We start from the raw sequence: 24,741 nt of genomic DNA, 5'->3' as shown, positions 1-24,741 counted from the left end.
TCCTAAAAAGGTTCGTCTGCGTGAGACTGGTTGTCGAAACGCGTGTACTGGCCGTTAAATGTGAGTTTGACGGTGTCGGTTGGGCCGTTACGCTGCTTGGCGACAATGATCTCGGCAGTGTTATTCTCTTCCCATTCGGGATCGCCTCGGTGATAGTAATCCTCGCGGTGCAGCAGCATGATAACGTCGGCGTCCTGTTCGATACTTCCACTGTCACGCAGATCGCTCATGCGCGGACGGTGGCCGTCACGGCCCTCGGCGGCACGGTTGAGCTGACTGAGAACGACAACGGGTACGTCCAATTCGCGGGCGAGCGATTTGAGCTGACGCGAGATAGTACTTACTTCCTGTTGGCGTGATTCGACACGGCCGCCCAGACTCATTAGCTGCAGATAGTCGATGAAGACGGCCTGTATATCGTGCTGTGCCTTGAGGCGACGGCACTTGCCGAGCATTTCCAGCGGGGTAAGGCCCGGCGTATCGTCGATGAAGATCGGCGCTTCGAAAAGCTCGCTTGCGGTTTCGGTCAGTATAGCTGTTTCTTCGGTGCTGAGTGTGCCGCGGCGGACCTTCTGGGCATCGACGCGGGCACGGCCGCAAAGCATACGCTCGACGAGCTGATGTTTGCCCATTTCGAGCGAGAACATCACCAGCGGTGTGTTATTGTCGGCTGCAATGTGCTCGGCAACATTCATCGCAAAACTGGTCTTACCCATACTAGGTCGGGCCGCGATGATGCTCATTTCGCCGTGCTGCATGCCGCAGAGCAAGTCGTCGAGTTCCCAATACCCTGTGGGCAGGCCGGTGATGCGCTGACCTTCGCGGGCCTCTATGAGCTCGAAAGCTTCGGCGAGCAGGTTCTTCATGGGAAGTGCTGCGCCGGTCATGCGTTTTTCGGTTACTTCGAAGACGCGCTTTTCAGCATAGTTGAGCTTTTCGGCAACTTCACCCTCTTCGAAGGCCTTGTCCATGATCTCCTTGCTGGCGTGTATAAGCTGGCGAAGGAGAGCCTTTTCGTGGACGATCTCGGCATAGTATTCGAAGTTGGCTGCGCTTGGTACCGACTCGGCGACTTTGACAAGATAGTCGACGCCGCCGATCTCTTCGAGCTTGTTCTTTTTCTTGAGCTCGTCACGAAGCAGAACAAGGTCGATCTGCCCTCCCCGCTCATAGAGTGCGGCAAGGGCCTCATAGATCGGTTGGTGCTGTGGGTGATAGAAATTTTCGGCTGTAACCGTCTGCACGACCTGCCCGATACAGGCGGAATCAATAACCATCGAGCCGAGCACTGCCGCCTCGGCTTCGAGTGATTCGGGCATCCTTTTGCCCATGTATGTATTTTGGCCCACAGACGTTTCGGCCATACTTATTCCTCGGTCTCCGCTTCTTCAGTTTCGGCTTCTTCGGCTGGAGCGTTTGCCGCTTCTTCAGCCTGTTCAAGCGAAATGACGGTAACTTTGATCTGTGCGCTGAGATCCGCAGCGAGTTTTACCTCGACATCGTGTCCGCCGACTTCCTTGAGGTGATGATCGATCTTAATCATATCGTCAGCGATCTCGTAGCCCTGTTCTCTGAGGTTCTCAGCAATGTCGCGTTCTGTAACAGAACCAAAGAGGTGGCCCTGCTCGTTTGCCTTTGAAGCGATGACGGCTTCTGCGCCTTCGACCTTTTCGGCTGCACGTTCGAGCTGTTCGCGAACGAGGCGACGTTCTTCAGCGCGTTTTGCTTTTTCGTCAGCCAGAGACTTGATGTTGCCTTCTGTGGGTACGGTCGCGATGCCGTATGGCAGAAGGTAGTTTCTGGCGTAACCATCCTTTACATCGACCACGTCACCCAGGTAGCCGAGATTTTCAACGTCTTGCGTGAGTAGAATCTTCATGATATATCTCCACCTTGTTCAGGCGTATATTTAACAGAAATATGTTAGTTAACTATTAGACGCATCACGATCGGGTCGCGATCATGTAGCGTAAGGCAGCAGAGCCATGAATCTTGCGCGTTTGATGGCTCGTTTTACCCTTCTCTGACATTTTGCACAATTGCCGCTGCGTTTGCGAGAGAAAATTTTCCCGCGGTTTGTGAGCAGCTTTTGCAAGGTGTCGATGTCCTTATAGTCGATGTAGTTCTTTTTTTCCCTGCAGAACCGACATTGGCTTTGCTCGCGCAGTCCGGTTGCGAACTTTCTTTTCTTTCTTCTCTTTGCCATATAGCAGACCTCTACATTCGTTTACTTACGATTGATTTTTATTATACCATGTTTGGGCCTAGAAGGGAATATCGTCATCCATAGGATTGAACGGTTCCCCTGTGTCCTGCGGGCCCTGGTTAAACTGCTGATTGTTGTTATACTGTTGGGGCTGTCCCTGGGACTGGTTGCCGCCTCGCGAGCCGCCGCCGCCACTGCCGCCGCCTACAAACTCGAAGTTTTCGACGAAAACCCTGAGCCTGGAGCGTTTCGAGCCGTCCTGAGCCTGCCAGGTATCGAGCTTGAGACGTCCTTCGACGAAAATGGGGCTGCCCTTCTGGAAGTATTTGTTTATCACTTCCGCTCGTTTGCCGAAAATCTGACAATCGGTAAAGCAGGCCTCTTCGCCCTGGCTGCCGTCCTGCCTTTTGAAACGTCGGTTGGTCGCGATAGAGAACTCGCAGACCGGCGTCTGGCTGGGCAGATAAGACAGTTGGGGGTCCCTGGTGAGATTTCCCATCAGTATTACTTTGTTATAACTTGCCATTCCACTCTCCCTTTTAGAGGTTTTTGAGAGTTAGAGCCTGTTAAGCTACTCCGCTTTTTCTTCTGTTTGGGCGGTATCTGCCGATCCTTCAGAACCTTCTGCTGCGGGTTCTTCTTCGACTGCAGTAGCTTTAGCCATGGCTTCTTCTTTGGCCTTCTGAGCTTCGGCCTCTTCCTTCTCGGCCTGTTCCAGCGGAGTCAACTGGTTGATGTCTTCGTCGCTCATCTTGTCTGTCTTAAGGAAAAGCGCCCGGATTATCTCTTCGGAAAGCTGAACGTCGCGTTCCATCGGAGAGAGCTTTTCGGGATCACACTTAAAGTAAGTCAGGATGTAAGTACCTCTGACCTTGCCTTTAATGGCATAGGTCAGCTTTCGCTCGTCCCACTTCTTGAGGGAAACTACATCCGCTTCGGCCCTTGAGAGTACTCTTTCCACAGCGCCGATGGCAGCGTTCCAGTCAGCGGCAGCCAGTGCCGAATCGACCAGGAACATCCCTTCGTAGAGTCTTTTTTTATCGGTAGCCAACTTGTACCTCCTGTTATAGAGAGTGATTGAGTTTCAATTCTAATTTTGTTTTACATTAAATTTATTCATGGCGTTGCTGATGCCTTCGTCCACCCAGCAGAGGGTCGCGGCGAGGGCATCTTTTTTCGCCTTTTCGAGCGGCTCCTTTTGTTCGGGGGCTGGTTTGCCCAGTACGTAGGATACCGTTTCGATAACTTCGCTTTGCCCGATGCCGACACGCAGCCGGGGAAATTCCTGGCTGTGGAGCTTGCGGATAATGTCCGCCAGTCCGTTGTGTCCGCCTGCCGAACCTTTGGGCCTGAGCCTGACGACGCCGGGCTCGAGGGCAAGATCGTCGGTTATGACGATCAGGTTCTCCAGGGGCAGCTTGTAAAATCCCGCAGCGGTTGCAACTACCTGGCCGGAGCGGTTCATGAATTGCTGGGGTTTTACGAGTATTAACTTTTTACCTTCATAAAAGCTTTCGCCGAGCAGTGCGCCGAACTTTTTCTGTTTGACGTCGACCGCCAAACGCTGAGCCAGCATATCGATGACATCGAAACCGACATTGTGGCGGGTGCCGCGATATTTTGAACCGGGGTTTCCCAGTCCGACTATCATGCGAATATCTGCCATATCGTGTTCCGTGTCATGCTGCCGATCTTGCGACGGAGCGAAAAGCTTTTTTAAAAGAGCTCTGATCAACCTTCTTCAGTTTCTTCCTCTGCAGGACGTTCGGTAATAACTTCAGGCTCGGTCGGTATTTCGCCCGGAACCATTTCTTCCTCTTCCTCTTCTTCCTCAACCCTTGTCATGATGCAGCTTGCAAGAGTAGTTTCAGGCTCGCTGACAAGCTCTGCGCCCTCGGGAAGAGGCAGTTCGTTTGCGTGGAAGGCATCGCCGATCTCGAGATCTTCAACGTTGTAGTAAATAACCTCGGGGATGTCTTCTGCCGGGCAGTTGATGTCGATGGTGTCGGCGACGATCTGGAGCATGCCGCCTTCTTCGAGAGTACCCTTCGCGGTGCCTTTGGCCTCGATAGCAACTGTGACGTTGACCTTTTCGGAGGCGTCTACACGCATCAGGTCCGCGTGGATGATCCCTTTACCGAGGTGGTCATACTGCAGATCCTTTACGATCACAGTTTCGAGCTTTCCGTCAACCTCGATGTCCATCAGACGGTGACCATGGTGCAGTGCCTCGGTCAGGTCATGACAGTTGAGCTTGATCGAGATCGGTTCTTCTTTGTGGCCGTACGCGATGGCGGGCACAAGACCCTGATCGCGGAGTCTTTTGGCCTGCTTCGAGCCGGTTTCCGTTCGTGTTTGCCCTTTTAGAACAAGTCTTTTTGCCATAATTTCCTCACTAATTATTACTGCAAGCCTTTTGCTTACAACCTTATATTCTTGTTGAGCCGCTATTCGCCTTTGAACATGCAGCTTATCGATTCGTTACAGTGTATCCTCTTGATAGCTTCACCGAGCATTTTCGAAACCGTCAGAACCTTGAGGTTTTTGATCTTCTTGACATCATCGCTGAGAGGTATCGTGTCGGTAACGATGACCTCGTCGAAAGGAGCAGCATTGATCCTTTCAACTGCGGGACCTGCAAAAACGCCGTGGGTTGCACCAGCGATAATATTCTTTGCACCTCTTTCGCGTACAAGCTTGGCCGCTCCGCACATAGTGCCGGCAGTCGAGATCATATCGTCGCACATGAGAACATTTCGGCCTTCGACAGAACCTATAATCTCTTCGGCTTCGATCTCTTTACCGTTGATGCGTTTTTTGTGTATGATCGCCAGGTCGCCGCCAAGTTCGCGTGCGTAGCGTGCAGCGGTTTTCATGTTGCCCACATCGGGCGATACTATGGTCAGGTCCTTGAGCTCTTTCTCTTTGAAGTATTTGACCAGCACCGGTTCTGCCATGAGATGATCGACCGGGATGTCGAAAAATCCCTGCATCTGCTGTGCATGCAGGTCGATCGAGAGTACGCGGTCAGCGCCTGCGGTCGATATTATGTTTGCGACGAGTTTGGCAGTAATGGGCACCCTGCCTTCGTCTTTTCTGTCCTGGCGTGCGTAGCCGAAATACGGGACAACTGCGGTAACGCGTCTTGCGCTTGCGCGCTTGAGACAGTCCAGGAAGATCAGCAGCTCCATCAGATTGCCGTCGACGGGTGCACAGGTGGATTGTATAACAAAACAGTCCCTGCCGCGGACATCGTCTTCGATCTTGATAAACGATTCGCCGTCCGGGAAAGGTGCTATCTTCGCCTTGCCCTGATCGAGGTCAAGATATTTACAAATGGCTTTTGTTAGCTCTGGATTTGAGCTGCCGCCAAAAATTTTAATTTCGTTATTCACGTTCACTGCCCTTCACTATCCTTTTTTCAGATCCTTCTGTGTTACAACTTTGCCCGGCTCAAGGTGCGAATCAGGGCCTATCTCGATCGGCGCAACCAGCACGGCCCCCGGTCCTACGAACGTATTCGGACCGATCTTAGTCTTCTGTATCTTCTGGCCGTCAAAGTTTGCGGTCAGTGCCCCCGCGCCGATATCGGAATTGGCTTCGATCTCTGCGTCACCGAGGTAGCTGTGATGTCGTGCGCGAACGCCGTCGGCGAGCCTGGTATTTTTGATCTCGGTGAAAACGCCCAGCACTACGTCATCGCCGATCTGCGTGCCGTTCCTGAGAAAGGCGAACGGGCCGATACGGCAATTAGTGCCTATACTGACCTGGCCGTGTATGTAGGTGAAAGGCTCGATGACAGTATCCTGGCCGATCTGGGCACGAACATCGATCCAGGTATTGGGCGGGTCGACGATCGTTACGCCGGCGTCCATGAGCTTGTCCTGAATACGTTCCTGCATGATCTTGCTGGCCTGTGAGAGCTGGCGACGGTTGTTGACGCCCATCGCGTCCTCTGGTGCTACCGCTGTTACCGCTGTGACTTTGCCGCCGGTTGCGATCGTAATATGCAGGGCATCTGTGAGATAATATTCGTTTTTGACGTTGTTGGGCTTGATCTCTTTGAGAGCGTCCAGCAGGACCGGCGTTTCGAAGCAGAAATAGCCCGGGTTTACTTCCTTGATCTGGAGCTGCTGATCTGTGCAGTCGTTATGTTCGACGATTCCCTGAATATTGCCGTAGCTGTCGCGGACGATTCGGCCGTAGCCTGCAGGATTATCGAGTATGGTGGTCGCGAGAGTCGCAGCTGATTTCTCCTGCTCATGCTTTTCGATGAGCGTTTTGAGCGTTTCGCTGCGGATCAGAGGTGCATCGCCGCACAGTATGAGGGTCTGACCCTTGAAACGTTCGAGCTCATCACGACAGCACATGACGGCATGGCCGGTTCCTTTCTGCTCTTTCTGTTCGACGAAAGTGATGTCCGCCTGGTCGCCGAAACGATCAATGATCTGCTCCTTGCCGTAACCGACAACTATAATGATACGATCAACACCGGCCTGACGGCAGGCATCGAGAACGTATGAGAGCATAGGACGTCCGCAAACTTCATGAAGAACCTTCGGAAGCTTCGTATTCATCCGGGTACTCTGCCCGGCAGCCATAATAATCGCAACTTTTTGTGCCATAAATATAATCTCCACCTGTGCTCTTAAACTATGAGCATGCCGGCCCAGCCAAAACCTGCTCTCTCCTGAAAGCACTTGCCAGCGTAATAATCCACATCAAGAAGCTACCCGGCCAGGACTTGAACCTGGAATGCGAGGATCAAAACCTCGAGTGTTGCCGATTACACCACCGGGTAACGTTTATTCACATTCATGCAAACCGCGATTTCAGGCCTGATAATGGGGTCTGTCGCTGTTTGACGTACTTTTTGCCAAGTATTACCGCTTGTGGGCGTAGATGCATATTCTGCGCTCGCGGGGTTCGTCGAACGAACCGATCGGATCCTGTCGGAGGCTTGAGCTGACCATGCCGCGATAGCTGTCAGCCCCACGCATTGAGCATAACTACCCCGTGCGACAGGACAAATTCAAAGCGGCAGTTTACAGTTTGGCGGGCAAAATTCAAGATAAAAACTCGCCCGGGCGTGAGAAAAGTGCCAAAAAGCGGGTAAAAACTTAGGCAGGAAAGCTTAAAACCGGGAAAAGACTGATTAAAACTGGTTCATTATTGAATGATGAGGACTTCCCTATCGATAACGACATTATCATACACTTATTACCGTAGTATCACCGGATTATCTTTAAAAACAGAGTCTATAGTTGATTTTAGCTCCACGGTTTATAGTTTTTAACTGGAGGATGACACAAAAACTTATGATTAAATATCCAAGAGGAGATACCAGTGAAACGCTTGGTGAATTGTGTCATCGCAGGTCTGCTAATTTGTCTCATTTGGGGAATCATTGCTTACCTAACAGGGATCAAAGCCGGGGTATTTGCCTGGGCGGTAAGTGCTTCGGTGGGTATCTGCTTTGCTTCCGGCTCAGAGGGGAACAAATCAAAGGTTTTCTTGGCTATAGTGATAGCATCTAGTGCCATTTTGCTGGGCAAATTCATTGAAACAACTGCTGAAAACATGGAATTCACACGAAAAACGACTGCCGATACTTCTGAAAACATCGAACATGATGAATTGATGGTCGCTTACATCGCACATATTTTGGCAGATGATCTCGAAAGGCAGGGCAAAAAAGTACAGTGGCCTGCAGTGGTGAATAACCAAAGATGGTGGGACAAAGGCAATTTTCCTGTGGGAATCTGGGAGGAAGCGAAGGGGTATTGGGACTCGATCGATGCTAAAGAGAAGCAGTCTTTGAGAGAAACAGCCAAGGAAAAAATCATGGAAGACGTCGGAGAATTCGCCTTCTATCCTGAAAAAGCCGGGTTTATATTCGGCGTATCTGATGTTCTGATGTTTGTACTTGCGGGTTTTACGACTTATATTATTTCCGGGAAAAACACCAAAAGCTTTCAGAAAATTGCGGCCTAACCGGGAAGTGCGGGGATGAGACTGTGCACGAAGGTGAGAACGGGGGTTATGATTCTGTCGACCGCGCCGCTGTAGAGGCCTATTATGACCACACCGACCCAGATGAGATTTGTTTTGCCTGAGAAGGCCGGTTTCATGCCCGGTATCAGGCAGGGCCAGATCTTGCTGCCGTCGAGCGGGGGTATCGGCAGGAGGTTAAACGTCGCGAGCAGGCAGTTGATCAAGAAGATGGATTTAAGGGCATTGCGCAACATGCCGGTAGGATGTAAGTACAGCAGAGCCAGAGAGATACAAGCTACCAGGAGGTTCGAGGCCGGGCCTGCGAGCGAGGTCAGCAGGTAGTGGAAGCGGGGTTTCTTGAAGTTATACAGATTTACTATAACGGGCTTTCCCCAGCCGAAACCGAGCAGGAAAAATGCCAGAAATCCTGTCGGGGAAAAATGGTCGAGGGGGTTGAGGCTTATTCGCCCCATTTTTTCGGCGGTCCTGTCGCCCAGCCACTTTGCGGAGAGCGCGTGCGAGGCTTCGTGTATGGTCAGCCCCACCACGAGTCCGGGCAAAAGAGAAAGTAAGAAGTTCAAGTCGAAATTCACGATCTGATCCTTGGAAAATATGTCGGTCAGTCCAACAGTTTTACTAATTGTGCGTCAAATTTTTCGATTTGTTCGCGCGTTACACCTTTTTGCTGTGCAAAGCTTAGACATTCGCGGGCGTTCGGCTCGTTGTGCAGCCTGAGCCAGCCGTGGGCGAGCGTCAGAAAGTACTGGTCGGCGGAAGTCTGTTTGGCGAATCTGCGGCGGTGGTATTCGGCTTTTTGTTCGTCATTTCGAGCCTGTGCACAGACCCACTTGAGAAAATGAACGTTCGCATCGTCCTGCACCTCCAGCATGCGGTCGAGAATGCGGTCGGCACGGTCGAAATCATTATTGCTAATCGCGAGCTGTGCCTTTATCGAGAGTGCGGTCGCGGTGTAGTGCATCGGCAGGTCATTGCGGGCGAGAATTCGGTCGGCGATGTCGCCTGGGTCGCACTGGGGCAGATGGCGGGAGAGGATCAGTTCGAGATAGAGCAGCCATTCCTGATTTGTGCAATCCGTCTGGCGGGCGCGATGTATCCAGTTGTAGGCAGCGACGGGATCGCCGCCTGGATCGAGTTCGAGCTGGCCTATGGCGAGGTAGAGTCGGCCGTCATTTTTCTGCGAGAGCAGACGGTCGGTGAGCCGGCGTGCGTCCGCGAGGGATTTCACGAAAGCCGTTTCTTTGATCAGACGTGCGCCCCATTGCGGATCGGCGGTGAGATCCCAGATTGCCTTGAGCAGAGGCAGCCTGTGGATCGGCAATATCCTCGCGGCGAAGACGAGCATCTGGAGGGGAACAGCGAGTAGATGGCGGATGAAATCTATCATTGCGTTTCTATTCTTCACCCCGGGAATCGCGACGGTGTTCTTCGTCCTTGACATCGCGGATACGGTGGGCGACAGGTGAGAGACCGAGCAGAACGACCAGTGCGAGCAGCGTTACAGTGATCGCAAGTGCGTAGGAACCGATGCCGCAGGCGATGCCGATGCTGGTGACGAGCCATATGCTCGCAGCAGTGGTCAGGCCATGAACGGTGCTTCCTTCGCGGATGAGCACGCCGCCGCCGAGAAAACCAACACCGGTGATGATTCCTGCCGCGAGCCGCGCAAACGCTTCGGGCACTTCTTCTGTTGCTTCGCCGGCAAAGTGACGGCCGAGCACTGTGAACGCCGCTGCTCCGACGCAGATGATTATATTGGTTCGCAGGCCGGCGGGCTTGCCGTTTATCTCACGTTCGATGCCGATCAGACCTCCGAGCGTAAAGGCCATCAGAAGACCGATCAGTTCCTGCATGTCAAAATTCATATCCATAGTATGTCCTGGCTGCGTTTGTGATAAATAATCCGTCCAACTTTTTCAGGCCGGAGAATTCAACTATGTTATAGTGTCGGCGCATGGATGTAAAGGCTGTAAAAAAACGGTGCCATCAGGTAAATAGAAAAGGGACCGCACAATTCATGCGATCCCTTGATATCATGATTATGCGGGCTGGATCATTTAAGGACAATGTCCTGAATGATGAGCCAGCTTTCAGGTGAGTCGGCTGTGACGCGGATGCGTACGGCCTTGAGCTTTTGGGTCAGTTCGACCTTTGCGGTGCCCATTTCGAAACCGCCCGCTTCGGTGAAAGTCTTGCCGTCGGAAGAAATCTCAACGATACCGTCGGTGAGGATATCGCGGTTTGCCTGGCTGGGCATGCCGGTGCGAACCTCGAGCTGGTCAGCGGTTACCGGTTCGTCGAAGGTAAACGTGAAGAGGTCGCCCTTCCTGGGCGGATGGTTTGTCCAGAAGTATGTGCCGCGGTTGTAGTCGACGGCGTTTTCGGGGGTGTTGCTGCCGTACGCGTTCATGGACGTCGTGACCGCGGCAGCGGGTTCGAGGTATGGCGAACGTTCGATGACGATACCTCCGTGTGAGTTCGTTCCGCCGTCGGCCCGGATATCCGCACGGAGTACGTATTTAGCCTCCGGGTCATAGCTGTCGACCGGCAGGCGGTACTTGTTGTTCGCGTCGCGGGTTCCTGTTTCGCCCTGGTGTTCGTCTCTGGCGATGGTCTTGCCGTCGCAAAGCAGCTCAACTGAACGGATAACGAGTTTGTGTGCGCCGCTGGTGTAGTCGAACGTCGCATACCATACGCCGCCCTTGTTGATCGTGTCGGTGATATCAAAGTCGACAGGCTTGAATTGCGCTGAAAGCATTGACGGTTTCCATTTCGCGGCGTCTGCACGTTCGGCGCCTTTCTTTACGCCGCTTGCATTGTCACCCATGTAAGTTCTGCAGCGAAGTTTGTCCGGGTCCGCGCATTCAAATGGCCCGGTGTAGAGCTTAGAGTATTCCGTCGGTTCGGTTCCGTTGGTGGTATAGCGGACCTGGGTATCTTCGAACGGCGGTTGTATGGTTACCACACCCTTGTCAATGACAGCGGTGGGTTGCGGCACTCGGTAGTGAATGCCGAGCTTGCCCAGACGCGGCAGGTGCTTGCCGAGCCGTGTGTTGAAGTCTTCGTATTCGCGAAGCTTCTGCGGTGTCCAGCCGACCTCTGACAGTGCGCAGATGCGCGGGTAGGATTGATGCTCTGCGTAATGCGGCGGTTCATTTAGATACTCGGACCAGAGGCATGCCTGGACGCCGAAGATATTTTTGACTTTGTCTTCGGGCAGGTCGAAATCAAACGGATCGAACGAGTAGGACTTTTCAGTGGTGACGATGCCCGCCCACCAGTGGCCGCGTTCGCCGGGTGCCTGCTTCATGTCGAAATACATATACGGGCCCGGCGCCATGATCACAGGATGGCCGAGCTTCGCTGCGTGAATGCCCGGACCTGTACCGATCCAGGACATGATCGCAGTATCCTGTTCGAGCTTTCCGCCATGGAGTATTTCGTTCCATCCGATCATGTTCTTACCGTGATTGCGAACGATCTTTTCCATCCGCTTGATGAAGTAGTTCTGTATCTGGGCGGTGTTCTGGAACCCTTTTTGCTGCATGAGTTTTTTGCAGCGGGAGCAGTTTGCCCAGGCTTTCTGGTTGACCTCATCGCCGCCGATGTGAATGTATTCGAAGGGAAACAGCTCGGCGGTTTCGGCAATGATGGCATCGAGCATTTCGAAGTTTTCTTCACGGCCTGCGCACCAGACGTTTTTCGATATGCCCTGCACGCTTTTGGTATCGCCGACGCCTTCACATAGAATCTCGGGATAAGACGCTGTCGCCGCCCTGCCGTGGCCCGGGACGTCGATCTCGGGCATGATGCGGATGTTTCTCTCGGCTGCATAAGCAACGATTTCGCGGATCTGTTCGTGTGTATAGAATCCTCCGTAGCGTTCAGCACCGCTGCCGCGTGAAGGAGGCAGAACCTCGTCTTCGCCGCGCCATGCGCCAAGCTCGGTAAGTTTTGGATACTGCTTGATCTCGATGCGCCAACCGTCATCATCGGTCAGGTGCCAGTGGAAGAGGTTGATCTTGTGAACAGCGAGCCAGTCTATGTAGTCCTTGACGAACTCGGCGGGGAAGAACTGGCGTGAGCAGTCGAGCATCATGCCGCGCCACTGGAAGCGGGGCTCGTCTTCGATACGCACAGCGGGAATTTTCCAGTCGACCGCGGCGACTTTGGTGTCGCTGTATATCTCGACAGGCAGGAGTTGTCGCAGGGTCTGCAGGCCGTAATAAAGGCCACGAGTATGATTCGCACGAATGGCGACCGAGTCAGTATCGACCGTCAGGCGATATGCCTCTTCGCTCAGATCATCCAGTGACGGATCGATGGTCAGGGCGATATAGTTTGAGGCCGGCCTTGTGTCCGCGACGGGAAACGCGAAGCCGGTCGCGAGTGTGAACATTGTTCGGCAGCGTTCAGCTATACTTGGTTCGCTGGTCAGAAGTTTTGTTTGAGCATTAAGCGTGAAACTGCCGGACTGCTCTACGACTTTGACGGGTTTGGGGATTATCGCGATCTCGGCGAAAGCGATTGAGAAATTCACACAGCAAATCGCACACACAATTAACAACAGCCACATCTTCTTCATGTTCACAACTCTCCTTGAAAAATAACAAAAGAAAAACCCACAGCCGGATTGTATCGACTGCGGGCTATGATTTCCAGAAAGAGTTTCTCTTCAGTAACTGAAAGATTAAAATTGTCCGCACCAGTTGGCAGACAACTTCTAAACCATTCAATACCCTACTGCGTTGCCGCGGCTTTGTACTTTTCGAGCGTGGCCTGGAGCTTGTCCTTCCACTCTTTTTCTTCGGTCATGCTGACTGCCTTGCTCTGGTTGGCAATGGCTTCTTCGATCTGCCCGGCCTGGAAGCATGCCAGCGCGTAAGTGTCATAGATCTGTGCGTTGGGGTCGATCTCCAGAGCCTTTTTCGCGGCCTCTAGTGCCAGATTGATGTCCCTTTTTTCTTCGGGGACGTTCGTAAGTATACGCCACGCCAGAGCGTTTAGCATGTTCGCGTCGTCTTCGGTATTTTCAAGTACATATTGCGCCTGCTCTTCTGCCTTTTCCGGATTGTCCTTTATGTTCTGGAAGTAGCCTTTATAAGCGGCAAGCAGTTTTTCGCTCTGAGCCTGTTCGAGCTTCTTTTCTTTTAAATATGCCAACTGATCGAAGTTGCCGTCGATGACCTGTGGCAGGACCTCATCGAGTCCGTCAAGCGGATGCCCGTGCCAGACGATCTTACCCTGCTGGTCAACAATGAAGGCATGCGGGATGCCGCGGACACCGTAGGTATCCATATATGCCTTGCTCATCGAACGGTCGTCGTCAACTGCGACAGTATAGGCCATCTCGTCGCCCTTTTCTTCCACGAAAGGCTTGACCTTGTCTGCGCCTTCGTTGGAGATGCCTATGATCGTAGCGTTTTCGTATTTTTCCTGCAGTTCCGTCAGGTGCGGAATGCTCGCTCTGCAGGGGGGACACCATGTGGCCCAGAACTCGATGACGTAGACATTGCCCTCGGTCATCGTGACCGGTTCACCTTTTATGTATTCAGCGACACTGAGTTTGGGAGCTTCAATATTGAGCTTTTCGACTTCCTGTTCAGCGTTCATTTCTGCCAGACGAGCGTTGAGCCAGTCGGCGAACCTGCCGTCTGGAGCGGTCTTGGCCGCCTGCTCAAGGTGCTTTACAGCCTTGTCGGCATTCTCGCTTTCCATCGCTGAAGCATATAGACGGTACTGGGCGAATGGCGTGTGTGCACTGTCCGGATATTTTTCCACAAATTCTGCGAGCTTGTCGTCCGCGTTTTCCTGATCCTGCCACGCGGTGAGGAACGTAACGGTCTCTTCGACCTGTTCGGTATTTTTCGGGCCAAGCTCGAGAGCCTTTTGCAAATCCGCAAGGGCCTTCGGCAACGTGGCGGGATTATATGAAAGGTCCTTTGTGAAACTGTCGCCCAAATATATGTTTGCACGCTTTATGTAAGGTCGGGCATTTTCGGGATTCTTTTCGACCATAGCGTTGGCACGTTTGATCTGCTGCTCGAATTCGACGCGGTTTTTGATATAGCTTGCGACCTGCGGGTCGGCCAGCTCCATGAACTTATCCGAGTCAATTCTATATGCTTTTTCGTAGATCTCGACAGCACCGTTGCGGTCAACAGACGAAGTAAGCTCCGCTTTTTCGAGAAGGGTCTGGATATCACCGGGGTTTTCGGCGAGCTTCTTTTCTATCTCCGCCATCTTTTCCTGCATGGCTGAGGCGTCTTCGATCCGCTTTATGAAACCCTCACCATCCTGGGCACCGCCGACAAATCGACCTGCCTCGGCACCTTGGGAATTAAGCAAGACGAATGTGGGGAAAGCGCGGACGTTGAATTTTCTGACGACCTGCGGATAATCAGCCTCATCGATGTAGACGGGAACCCAATCATTCAGATATTGCTTTACATTGTCTTTAGGATAGACCGATTTTACCATGGCCTGACAGGGTCCGCACCATGCTGCGGAAAATACGGCCAGGATCGGCTTGTCTTCCTGTTTTGCGGTCTGTTTGGCTTTGGCGAAATCCTTGTACCACTGGTCGGGCAGATCGGCACCGATCACAGATGAGGTCATTAAGGCTGAGATCGTCAATAACAGAAGGTTTCTGGCGAATAATTTCATCTCTTTTTCTTCCTGTAAACAAAAGATATTTTGCGTAAATTCGATTCTGAAGCTGGGGATCGAAGGCTGGTTTAACTCAAGTTTATAACTTTGACGGTTATAAATCCACCCAGTTGCAGAATTTTAGAAAAATACCGCCAAAATAATAGGGATGTTCGCAATTGTCAGAAGTACTGGGTCGGTTTTGCTTAGTCGAAATACGAGCAATCTCTTATTTGACCACTTTGAGCTCGATCTGATTTGCCAGAGAGAGGTCGGTGGGCTTGACGCCGAAGGCTCTGGCAGTGGCGGTCAGCAGGCCACGCTGCAGTGCGAAGCCGCTTTCGCCGACCTGGGTCAGGCCCGTGAGAAAGCCCGCAAGGAGATAGTCGCCGCAACCGACGGTGTGGGTTACCGGCTGGGCCTTGCCGCGGAATGCCCCTGAAACACTGCCTTCACGAGTAATCGCGATTGCGCCGCCGGCACCACGGCTGAGCAGAACAATGTCCACTTCCTCCAGCAGCGGTTTTGTGGATGCGATCAATTGATGAGGATCGTCGGAAAGCTGGGCGCCGGTGAGTTCGCTGAGCTCTTCGATGTTCGGTTTTATGATGCTGACGTGACCTGCTTCGACAAGCGTACGCAGGGCCGGGCCGGACGTGTCGAGTGCTACGGCGGCTTTTGCCTGGTGCAGTTTTTCGATGATGGTTGCAATTCGCTCGAGAAGTTCCCCGGTGGGTAGTGAGCCGGCAAATACGAACAGCTTGTTTTCGCTAGCGAGCGAAAGAAGTTTTTGTTCGAGCCGGTCAAGCGACTCGGGGTTCGCAAGTGTAGAGGGACTGCGCAGATGCATCTCCCGCTGGTTGAAAGTGTCGGCGATTGTGATGTTGCGCCGCGTCGAGCCGGGAACCGCGACGAAGTCAGGTGTGATGTTTTCACTGAGCTGGGCGATGGTCGACAGCATCTGCTGATAATCGTCACTGCCCCATAAGCCGGTCGCGGTGCTTGGGATGTCAAGCTGTGCGAGCGCGCGGGATACGTTGAGTGCCTTGCCTGCGGGCACGGAATACTGGGCATCGATCGTTTCATGACTGCCCCAGTCGATGCCCTTAACGCGGCAGGTTATGTCCCAGCATGGTGAAATGCCTACGGTTACTATTTCGCGATTCGTGAACATACCATCCTGCTGGTGCTGAAATTACGGCGATTTCTATTCATCATCGTCATAGGAGGTCGCTTCGAGATATTCTTCTTCGTAGTCGTCATCGTCGCTGTCGTCTTCGTCCTGCATCTCGGCGGTCAGATCGTCGTAGCTTTTAACCTCATCCTGGATGTACTCGTTCTTGAGATTTTCGTATTCGTCGACGGTCATGGTGACTTCGCGGGCCTGGCTGCCTTTGTACTCACCGAGGATTCCCATCGAGGCCATCATTTCGATCATGCGGCTTGCACGTGCATAACCAATGCCGAGTCGACGCTGAAGCAGGGATACACTGCCGCGTTTGGTTTCGAGCACGACCTTGACGCCTTCATCGAACAGTTCGTCCTGCGGCGCTTCGGAAAGATCGACGCGGCCGAGTTGCATAAGTTCGGGATGGAACTGCGGCTCAGCAACATCCTTGAGGTACTTAACGATCCGGCGGATCTCTGCGTCATCCATAAACGCGCCTTGCGAGCGGACGAGCTCACTTGTGCCCGGTTTCAGGAAGAGCATGTCGCCCTGGCCGAGCAGCGTTTCGCCGCCGTTGGTGTCGAGGATGATACGGCTGTCCATCCTGCCCGCAACGCGGAACGAGATACGGCAGGGCATGTTGGCTTTGATAAGGCCGGTAACGACGGTTGCCTGGGGACGCTGGGTCGCGATGACCAGGTGGATGCCGACGGCACGGCTTTTCTGTGCGATACGCACGATGTAGGACTCGACTTCTTTTGCCGACGTCATCATAAGATCCGCGAGCTCGTCGATGACGATCACAATATAGGGCAGCTTCTTGGGAATCTTCGCTTCTTCTTCCGGCGTCTGCGGGTTGAAGCGTTCGATCAGTTCTTCCTGATCCAGCATATTGTATGACGCGACATTTCGCACCTTCGCTTCGCGGAGTATCTCGTAGCGTTCGTCCATTTTCGTGACGGCCCATTCGAGTATCTGCTCTGCCCGTTTCATCTCGGTGACGGTCGGACACATCAGGTGCGGGATGTTCTCGAACTGCGACATTTCGACCATCTTCGGGTCGACCAAAATCATCTTGACTTCGTCGGGCCGCCGGGTAAGCAGGATCGATGAAATGATCGTGTTGATGCACACACTCTTACCCGAGCCTGTGGTACCGGCGATCAAACAGTGCGGCATAGATGACAGGTCCGAAATCAGAGCAGTACCCGAGGAGGTCTTGCCCAGAAAGACCGGGATATTCATTTTGTCGGGTTTGCTGCCGGCACGCTCCATCAACTCCTTGAGGCGAACTATTTCGCGTTTGCTGTTGGGTGCTTCCACGCCTACGGTGTGTTTGCCGGGCAGCGGTGCAACCACGCGGACCGAGCCTGCACCCAGTGCACGGGCCATATCGTTCGACAGGCCGGAGATCTGGCTTACCTTCACGCCCGGTGCAAGCTGCAGTTCGTACATGGTGATCGCCGGACCCGGTTCTGCGTTAACGACGGTTGCGTCAATACCGAATTCCGCCAGGATCGCTTCGAGCACTTCGGCTTTTTCTTCTACCATTTTGGTCAGCACCGACTCGAATCCGCGGATCGGTTCTTCAAGCAGATCAAGCGGCGGAAAGCTGTAATCCTCGTAGGATTTTTGAACGTAGGGCTGCTGCTTTTTCGGCTTGCGGCGTTTGATCTTGAGAGCGGGCTTTTCCTTGCTCTGTTCATCTGACGACTGTTCGGTTTGTTCACCAGCTTCCTGCGGTGTTTCCTCAGACTCGCCCTGCTGGTCATCTTCGGGGAACTCAAGCTCACGCTGTTTGTTGCGCTGGGCGATAATGGTCGATTCCATTTCGTGATCGTCTTCTTCGTTGACCTCTGGTCCGCTGTGTTTTCTGCCAAAACTGAAACGTTTCTTTCGCTTGAGGCTTTTATGCTGAAAGCTCGTTCCGAACGAGGACGATCTTTCTTTTGCGGCAGAGACAGCGGGCACCATGATGCCGAACGTCTTCGCGACGAACATACCGATGCCCTTGACTATCGCTAGTACCAGGCTGTCGGCCAGCAGTATCGCTCCAACGAGCCAGGCCGACGCCATGATTATGAACGTACCGAGGGCGGCGACATTTTCCTGCAGGAAGTGGCCGATCGACACGCCGATGATACCGCCATTGCCGATGGGCAAGCCGTTGCCAAGCGCGGGCACACCCTGGCGGGAATACGGATCGATCAGATGGACCGTTGCCGATGCTGCGATTATCAACAGAGCAAGGCCGATCGCGCGTAGGAACAACTGGCTGATCTTCGTGCCGGACAGGTTCACCGTCAGCATCCAGCCCGCAACGGCAAAAAGCAGCAGAGAACCGGGACCTATATAATAGATAAGGTAGTAGGCGAAGAACGCGCCAATCGGGCCGCACCAGTTTGCGACGTCCACATTATTGGGCCAGACATACGTGCTGGGCGGATCAGCAATATTGAAACTGAGGCAGCTGAAGAACAAAAATATACAGACCGCCAGCAGAATACCTTCGATGGCTACTTTGTAGAGACTTGCAGCTTTCACTTCCGATAAAACCCCTTCGTAAAACAAAAAAGACGCATATTAGCGTCTCTGAGACCGTTTTTCTGCACTGGTTATCAGTATTTTATCGGCCAAAGGGGGTGGTATGCTATAAAAAACCGTAAAATAGCGGCCCATCGCGGGTACAGCTTACAGATATGCAATTAAACTATTACAGCCAGGGGACTTACAGCCGTTTCATTGTCCGGGCAGTGGAGGCGGGTCGAGTTTTTTGGAGTACTTGCGGATCCGCACCCAGTATATCATCCAGAAGATCGGAGCCAGTATCAGCACTAAGAACGAGCCTATCAACGGTATCACACCGCCGCAGGAGAATATGCTGTAAAGCATTCCGCTGGTTCTGGCGGGAGAGGCTTCTTCATTCATATTACGGGATCTGAATTCGCGGCCGAGCGAATCGGATACGTTGATCACGTTGAAAAACCGCCATATCAGGTTGAAAACAGGGATCAGTTCTAGCCAGACCAGTCCCGGCGGCATCTCACGATTTGCCGGGCTGCACTTTTTGAGGGCCTTTGCAAGTGTTAGAAGATAGAGTATTTGCACCACAATAGCTGTTATTATCAGCACCACACCGCCGATGAGCAGGACAAGCAGCAATTGTGAAACCTGCTCGGATGTGATGCCGGGCACATAAGGCTGAAGAAGACTGGTCAGACTCTCAATTATTCTTTCGTAAGACGGCATAATTTGGACCTTCCTGAATGAAACAAGGCCCGCGACCGATGCCGCGAGCCTTACTTATTTAACATGCCATCCCCTGCGAAGGAGATTTCTTACTGCTCAGTTTGCTGGCCCTGCTCTTCGTCCCCGCCGCCGAACAGTTTGTCAATAAGCTTGTCGAGCTGACTGCCGGAGGTCTTCTTTTCTTTGGGCACCTGCACTATTACACCCATTCGGCCAAGTTCCCCTGCGACTTCGGGCTGGTTGGGGTTGAGCTGGAAGCTGCGGCGAAGATACTCTTCCGCGCGGACCTTGTCACCCTGTGCGAGATAATAATAGCCGATCTGCTTATTCAGGCCGGCAGAATTAGGCGCCAGGTCGAGTGCCTGTTTGTAAGCCGTGATGGCGTAATCGTTTAAACCTTCCTGCTGGAATGCCCTGCCGAGCCTCAGCGATGCTTCGGGTGAGTACTGGGCCTGGCTGAGATAATTCTTCGCCAGCGGGGCCGCTCTGTCCTCTTCACCAGCAAGCGTGAGCGTCTTGACCAGTGCCGCCTCTGCCTTGCGATGAACGGGATCGAAGCCTATCGCCCGGCTGAACTGCGTTTCAGCCTTCTGCCAGAGCCCGTCGGCCTGATAGATCTTGCCTAGCTCATAATGCAGTTCCGCATTGTCGTAGTCCTTTTCGATCTTTTCGAGCAGCTCGGTTTTTCTTTGTTCACTGCTGATGACAACGGGTTCTTCCTTATCTTTTTGTGCACCGCCGAACATATCACAGCCGGCGACCAGGAAAACGGCTGTCAGAATGAGTCCCGTAAGTTTTGACGCATTCGCCATCGTTGTATCCTTTCGAGCATCGTTAATATTTTCACAAACCGTCTCCAACGTCACGGGCCGCTAATACTTTCAGCAGCTTTGCAACGTAAAAACGGCTCAAGCACGTGGGCAAAAAACCGCCCTGTTCTGCAATATCGGCGTGCTGTGCGAATTTTCTGTATAAATCCTTTTATTGCTCAGGCCATTTTGCCCGGACAATCTCAATTTTGCAAGTTCGCAGTACCTTTTATTTCATGACCGGTCCGACCGGTTATACGTCCAGATTGGTCACTTCCAGCGCGTGTTCCTTGATGAAGTTACGGCGTTTTTCTACATTATCACCCATCAGGATGCTGAAAAGTCTGTCGGCTTCGCCGGCGTCTTCGATCTTGACCTTGAGAAGAGTACGGTTTTCCGGATCCATCGTCGTTTCCCAGAGCTGGTCGGAGTTCATCTCACCCAGGCCCTTGAACCGCTTGATCTCGATACCCTTACCGCCCACCTGCCGGACCGCAGCGTTTACGTCGCCAAGCGATGCAACCGAATTTTCGTCATCATCCGCCAGGACCACGAATTTGGTCGGAAGCAGTTCGCCGGCAATATTGCGTTCCTGCTTGAGCAGGAAATCTTTCAAAGAAAGCTTGAACTCAGCCTGCAACTTAGCGTTGATCTGGTTCAGCCGTACCACTTCGTGTAGCTCTTCGCCAACGGTCTTGAGTACTTCGGTATCATCTTCGTCGAGGGGTTCGCCCTCTTCTTCGGTTTCGCTGGATTCGAGTATTGCCAAACGTTGTTCGTATTCTTCCTTGCTGTGGTAGAACTCGCTGCCTTGCCTGGTGCGGATATGATACGAGGGCAGCTTGCCGTCATCGTAGTGCGATTTAACAAAATCCCTGAACAGCACGCCACGACGTTCAAGGACGTAAACCGCCCTTTCGATATCATTTAGCAGCTTGACGAGTTTTGCCAGATTATCGCCGGATACTTCGATCGTTTCTTCATCCAGCTTGATCATCAGTTTCGCGTCTTCGAGACCGCGGTTTTCCATCCGGCGTTTCATGTCACCTTCATTGAGTATGTACTCGCTTTTCTTGCGGCCCTTCCTGCGCACTTCGTACAGAGGCGGCTGGGCGATGTATACCATCTCATTCTCGAAAAGTTGGGGCATTTGCCTAAACAGGAACGTCAGCAGGAGGGTGCGAATATGTGCGCCATCCACATCGGCATCGGTCATCAGAATGATCTTGCCGTATCTGCACTTTTCGATGTTGAAGTCGTCTGTGCCGATGCCCGTTCCCAGGGCGCTGATCATGGTTCGGATCTCTTCATGGCCGAGCATTTTTTCAAGCCGTGATTTTTCGACGTTAAGTATCTTACCCTTGAGCGGGAGGATCGCCTGCATTTCACGGTCGCGTCCGGACTTTGCCGAGCCGCCCGCCGAATCACCCTCGACCACGAATATCTCGGTGTCGGTCGTGTTCTTGCTCGAACAATCCCAGAGCTTACCGGGCAAATTCGCACCGCTCAGTGCACCTTTCCGCCGGGTGAGTTCGCGGGCCTTGCGTGCTGCTTCACGGGCCGCGGCCGCCTGGATCGCCTTGTTGAGGATTCGTTTGGCGTCTGTCGGATTCTCTTCGAGCCATATGCCGAGCCTTTCGCCTACGACGCTTTCGACGAAGCTGCCGACTTCGGGGTTCGAGAGACGAACCTTTGTCTGAGCCTCGAAGTGCGGATCGACTACTTTAGCGCTGATTATCGCGGTCAGACCTTCACGCAGGTCGTCGCCTGTCGTGGTCGTTCCGCTTTTGAGCAGGTTCGCATTGCGTGCGTATGTGTTGAGTGTCCGCGTCAGAGCCGTCTTGAAGCCTGACAGGTGCGTACCGCCGTCAATATTACGGATGTTATTGGCGAATGCGAGCAGATTTTCGTTAAAGCCGTCATTGTACTGCATGGCCACTTCGACGGCGAGCCCGCTTTCGGGATCGTCCTTGCCGAAGAAGATCGCGTCGGAAAGTGCATTCTTGCCCTCGTTGAGATGCGCAACGAAAGCCTTCAGGCCCTCGGGATAGTGATATACTTCCTTTTTCTCTACGCGGTCGTCCTGGAAGGTGATGTGCACGCCCGCGTTGAGGTAGGCCAGCTCGCGGATGCGTTTTTGCAACGTGTCATATTTGAAGTCGACGGTCGAAAATATTTCTTCGTCCGGCAGGAACGTGATCTTCGTACCGCGTTTTTTGGTTTCGCCGATCACCTTGAGCTCGCCCTTCGGCAAGCCCCGTTCGCATTCGAAATGATAGTGCTTGCCGCCGCGGTAGACGTCGGCCTCGAGCTGTTCGCTGAGTGCATTAACTACGCTGACGCCCACACCATGCAGACCGCCGGAGACTTTGTAGGCCTTGTCGTCGAACTTGCCTCCCGCGTGCAGAACAGTAAGCACGACTTCCAGCGCGCTTTTGCCGGATTCTTCGTGGGTTTCCACGGGAATCCCCAGACCGTTGTCCTCGATCGAGCAGCTTCCGTCGATGTGGATCCGGACGGTAATGCGGTCGCATCTGTCAGCCAGTGCCTCATCGATGGAGTTGTCCAGCACTTCGTAGACCAGGTGGTGCAGTCCGCCGGTCTGAGTATTGCCGATATACATGTCGGGCCTCTTGCGGACCGCTTCGAGTCCTTCGAGGACCTTGATGTTCTTGGCATCATAGTCGTAATGTTGTTCGCTCATTTTTCCTCTTCTGTATCTTGTCTTGCCTTGCGTGGGCAAAGAACTATCTTTTTAAGCTTCGCTCGCGGGCATCTGCTCTTGAGATGTTCGAGCAGCTCGCCGCTGAGCAGACGCATTTCGTGCATGAATGGGCCGCTGTCGACCTCGATCCTGATAACTCCTTTGTCTATCGCCGCCAGTTGACAGTGATCGTAAAAATGCTCGGGCAAAATATCCCGCCACGCCTCGACGACCTCCGCGTTTTTCTCGAAGACCGGCTGATTGCGGTCCATGTAGGACCTGACTACCTGGCTCAGCGGGCTGGTTCGATCCTTCTTCTTTTTCTTCCAGCGGGAGACACTTCTTAGCAGTTTGTCTTCGTCACTTCTGCTGGCCGGTGCCAAAGTAATATCCTCAACTTACAGGTTTACGGGCATAACTATGTACAGGAACTGATCGCCTGACCTGATCACGCCGGGTCTTTCCGAATCGCCCAGCTCAAGCTTGAAGTCATCCGCCTTTATAACCTTCAATACGTCGATAAGGAAAGCTGGGTTGAAACCAATTTCCATTTCCCCCCCGCTGTAGTCGATCGTCATTTCTACCTGGGCATCGCCTGTTTCCGGAGCCCGGCTGGAGAACGTCATTTTGTTGTCAGACAAAGCGAGCTTGATGCCCTTGCTGTCTTCATTGCTCAGAAGAGCCGCACGCCGCACCGCGCTCAGGGCGGCGTCGGTGTTCAGGCCTATGCTGTTTGTGTAATCCTTGGGGATAATGTCTTCGTATTTCGGGAAGTTGCCCTCGACCAGGTTCGAGCTGATGATGACCTGGCCGCAGGATATGACGATCTGATTGTCGACGAACCGCACAGAGACCTTCGTATCGGCGCTTCCGCCTACGCGGTCTAGCAGGTTCATCGTCTTGGCGGGCACTATGATCCGGCCGTCCGGGATGCTGTCTTTTTCGACGGTGTCGAGATTGACCGCACATCTTGCCAGACGCCTGCCGTCAGTCGCAACGAGTGTGAGCTTTTTGCCTTCGACTTCCCAGAGTATGCCGTTAAGAGCGTAGCGGGTGCTCTCTTTTGCTGCCGCGAAGACGGTCAGCTCGATGCCTTCCTGGAGCTTGCCGAGACTGATGGTGAAGTGGGCGTCGCCCTCGAAACCGGGTACGCTCGGGTACTGGTCAGCATCGTGGCCGTAAATGGTAAAGTGGCTGTCTGCGCCCTTGATCTCGACGGTCGCCTCGGATTCTTCGATGGCGATCACTTCGTCGACACTTTCTCGAACGATCGATGAGAGTTTGTCGGCGGGCACAACTATCTCGCCCTGCTCCTCGATCTCTACCTGGGTTACCTGGTAATTTATGCCAACTTCCAGATCGGTAGCGCAAACCGTTACCGCGTCGACTTCGGTCTTGATCTGTACGCACTGGAGGATCGGTTTCGGTGTTCGGCTGGGCACAACGCTTGTGACCAGGCCCAAAGCTTCCTGCAATGCAGCTCTGTTAAACTTTACCTTCATAGCGTCCTCACCATTGGAGAAAAATCCATATCGTTTTGACTGTTCCAAATAAGTACACTTTCGGGCGTACAATCTACCCGAAAACCGCTGCTTTGGCTAGTTTTTTCGCTGCTTTGGAGTATTTTTCTAGTACCCTGCTGTGGGCCGTCAAATGAGCCTCGGTAAGATTACCGAACAGTCGATCCATGAGAGTTTGGCAGCCCCTGAACCGAAATGGTTTTTATACGTCCTGATCACGGTTATCAATACTGGTAAGGGCGAAAATCACACAGGTACTTACGGTAGATGAATAAGATAATAAGTTATTAAAGAAATTTGTATTAGTATTCATATGGGCAGTTACTTTGTTACAGGTTTGACGGGCTGTAGCCGCAAATTGTGTGACGACCTGATCTTAGGTGCATATTTAGAGGCCTTTACGGCTGTGGATAACTTGTTAGGTT

Annotated in this window: 22 protein-coding genes and 1 tRNA gene; 1 reads left to right on the top strand and 22 read right to left on the bottom strand. The window is 52.9% G+C overall.

The features are described from left to right. Nucleotides 1-2: 2 nt before the first annotated feature. The 10 genes from dnaB to STSP2_RS02265 form a co-directional block, all read right to left on the bottom strand. A complete protein-coding gene (dnaB, locus tag STSP2_RS02310; RefSeq protein WP_146659489.1) occupies nucleotides 3-1,364 on the bottom strand; it encodes a replicative DNA helicase in 1,362 nt (453 codons plus the stop codon). Nucleotides 1,365-1,366: 2 nt separating this feature from the next. After that, nucleotides 1,367-1,879, bottom strand: a complete 513-nt coding sequence (gene rplI, locus STSP2_RS02305; RefSeq protein WP_146659487.1) for a 50S ribosomal protein L9 — start codon at nucleotides 1,877-1,879, stop codon at nucleotides 1,367-1,369. A gap of 81 nt (nucleotides 1,880-1,960) precedes the next feature. Beyond that, on the bottom strand, nucleotides 1,961-2,206 hold the full coding sequence (rpsR, locus tag STSP2_RS02300) for a 30S ribosomal protein S18 (protein ID WP_146659485.1): 246 nt from the start codon (nucleotides 2,204-2,206) through the stop codon (nucleotides 1,961-1,963). 58 nt (nucleotides 2,207-2,264) lie between these two features. Continuing rightward, on the bottom strand, nucleotides 2,265-2,732 hold the full coding sequence (locus STSP2_RS02295) for a single-stranded DNA-binding protein (RefSeq protein ID WP_146659483.1): 468 nt from the start codon (nucleotides 2,730-2,732) through the stop codon (nucleotides 2,265-2,267). Between the two features lie 45 nt (nucleotides 2,733-2,777). Continuing rightward, complete coding sequence (rpsF, locus tag STSP2_RS02290) at nucleotides 2,778-3,257, bottom strand: 30S ribosomal protein S6 (protein WP_146659481.1); 480 nt, start codon at nucleotides 3,255-3,257, stop codon at nucleotides 2,778-2,780. A 39-nt stretch (nucleotides 3,258-3,296) separates the two neighbouring features. After that, the gene (gene pth / locus STSP2_RS02285) at nucleotides 3,297-3,872 is read right to left on the bottom strand and encodes an aminoacyl-tRNA hydrolase (RefSeq protein WP_205847965.1); all 576 of its coding nucleotides are present in this window, start codon (nucleotides 3,870-3,872) and stop codon (nucleotides 3,297-3,299) included. Between the two features lie 65 nt (nucleotides 3,873-3,937). Continuing rightward, complete coding sequence (locus tag STSP2_RS02280; protein ID WP_146659479.1) at nucleotides 3,938-4,591, bottom strand: 50S ribosomal protein L25; 654 nt, start codon at nucleotides 4,589-4,591, stop codon at nucleotides 3,938-3,940. Between the two features lie 62 nt (nucleotides 4,592-4,653). Next, nucleotides 4,654-5,601 (bottom strand): ribose-phosphate diphosphokinase, encoded by a 948-nt coding sequence (locus tag STSP2_RS02275; RefSeq protein ID WP_146659477.1) that lies wholly within the window; start codon nucleotides 5,599-5,601, stop codon nucleotides 4,654-4,656. 15 nt (nucleotides 5,602-5,616) lie between these two features. Further along, entirely contained in the window at nucleotides 5,617-6,831 is a 1,215-nt protein-coding gene (locus STSP2_RS02270; protein WP_146659475.1) for a bifunctional UDP-N-acetylglucosamine diphosphorylase/glucosamine-1-phosphate N-acetyltransferase GlmU, read from the bottom strand. A 104-nt stretch (nucleotides 6,832-6,935) separates the two neighbouring features. Beyond that, nucleotides 6,936-7,007 (bottom strand) — tRNA-Gln (locus tag STSP2_RS02265). 545 nt (nucleotides 7,008-7,552) lie between these two features. On the opposite strand from STSP2_RS02265, the gene STSP2_RS02260 reads away from it, so the two are divergent. Further along, complete coding sequence (locus STSP2_RS02260; protein WP_146659473.1) at nucleotides 7,553-8,200, top strand: hypothetical protein; 648 nt, start codon at nucleotides 7,553-7,555, stop codon at nucleotides 8,198-8,200. Here the strand turns inward: STSP2_RS02260 and STSP2_RS02255 are convergent. The 12 genes from STSP2_RS02255 to dnaN form a co-directional block, all read right to left on the bottom strand. After that, complete coding sequence (locus STSP2_RS02255) at nucleotides 8,197-8,793, bottom strand: site-2 protease family protein (protein ID WP_146659471.1); 597 nt, start codon at nucleotides 8,791-8,793, stop codon at nucleotides 8,197-8,199. The genes STSP2_RS02260 and STSP2_RS02255 overlap by 4 nt on opposite strands. A 26-nt stretch (nucleotides 8,794-8,819) precedes the next feature. After that, nucleotides 8,820-9,605: a hypothetical protein gene (locus STSP2_RS02250; RefSeq protein WP_169852922.1), complete on the bottom strand. Its 786-nt coding sequence runs from the start codon at nucleotides 9,603-9,605 to the stop codon at nucleotides 8,820-8,822. Nucleotides 9,606-9,612: 7 nt separating this feature from the next. Beyond that, the gene (locus STSP2_RS02245; RefSeq protein ID WP_146659467.1) at nucleotides 9,613-10,089 is read right to left on the bottom strand and encodes an MgtC/SapB family protein; all 477 of its coding nucleotides are present in this window, start codon (nucleotides 10,087-10,089) and stop codon (nucleotides 9,613-9,615) included. A 182-nt stretch (nucleotides 10,090-10,271) separates the two neighbouring features. After that, a complete protein-coding gene (locus STSP2_RS02240) occupies nucleotides 10,272-12,803 on the bottom strand; it encodes a glycoside hydrolase family 20 protein (RefSeq protein ID WP_169852921.1) in 2,532 nt (843 codons plus the stop codon). 155 nt (nucleotides 12,804-12,958) lie between these two features. Continuing rightward, nucleotides 12,959-14,884, bottom strand: a complete 1,926-nt coding sequence (locus STSP2_RS02235; protein WP_146659463.1) for a thioredoxin domain-containing protein — start codon at nucleotides 14,882-14,884, stop codon at nucleotides 12,959-12,961. 211 nt (nucleotides 14,885-15,095) lie between these two features. Continuing rightward, nucleotides 15,096-16,040, bottom strand: a complete 945-nt coding sequence (locus tag STSP2_RS02230; RefSeq protein WP_146659461.1) for a 1-phosphofructokinase family hexose kinase — start codon at nucleotides 16,038-16,040, stop codon at nucleotides 15,096-15,098. A gap of 33 nt (nucleotides 16,041-16,073) precedes the next feature. After that, nucleotides 16,074-18,578 (bottom strand): DNA translocase FtsK, encoded by a 2,505-nt coding sequence (locus STSP2_RS02225; RefSeq protein ID WP_169852920.1) that lies wholly within the window; start codon nucleotides 18,576-18,578, stop codon nucleotides 16,074-16,076. A gap of 195 nt (nucleotides 18,579-18,773) precedes the next feature. Beyond that, nucleotides 18,774-19,283: a hypothetical protein gene (locus tag STSP2_RS02220; RefSeq protein ID WP_146659458.1), complete on the bottom strand. Its 510-nt coding sequence runs from the start codon at nucleotides 19,281-19,283 to the stop codon at nucleotides 18,774-18,776. 89 nt (nucleotides 19,284-19,372) lie between these two features. Then, nucleotides 19,373-20,095, bottom strand: a complete 723-nt coding sequence (locus STSP2_RS02215; RefSeq protein ID WP_146659456.1) for a tetratricopeptide repeat protein — start codon at nucleotides 20,093-20,095, stop codon at nucleotides 19,373-19,375. A gap of 250 nt (nucleotides 20,096-20,345) precedes the next feature. Further along, the gene (gene gyrB / locus STSP2_RS02210) at nucleotides 20,346-22,796 is read right to left on the bottom strand and encodes a DNA topoisomerase (ATP-hydrolyzing) subunit B (protein WP_146659454.1); all 2,451 of its coding nucleotides are present in this window, start codon (nucleotides 22,794-22,796) and stop codon (nucleotides 20,346-20,348) included. Further along, nucleotides 22,793-23,179 carry a DciA family protein gene (locus STSP2_RS02205; protein ID WP_146659452.1) on the bottom strand — a complete coding sequence of 129 codons (387 nt, stop codon included), beginning with the start codon at nucleotides 23,177-23,179 and terminating at the stop codon, nucleotides 22,793-22,795. The genes gyrB and STSP2_RS02205 overlap by 4 nt, the downstream gene beginning before the upstream one ends. Before the next feature lie 15 nt (nucleotides 23,180-23,194). Continuing rightward, nucleotides 23,195-24,298 carry a DNA polymerase III subunit beta gene (gene dnaN / locus STSP2_RS02200; protein ID WP_146659450.1) on the bottom strand — a complete coding sequence of 368 codons (1,104 nt, stop codon included), beginning with the start codon at nucleotides 24,296-24,298 and terminating at the stop codon, nucleotides 23,195-23,197. Nucleotides 24,299-24,741: the final 443 nt, after the last annotated feature.

The organism is Anaerohalosphaera lusitana (assembly GCF_002007645.1).
Lineage (GTDB): Bacteria > Planctomycetota > Phycisphaerae > Sedimentisphaerales > Anaerohalosphaeraceae > Anaerohalosphaera > Anaerohalosphaera lusitana.
Note: the sequence above shows the minus strand (reverse complement) of the source record. Positions and strands in the feature narration are given on the sequence as shown.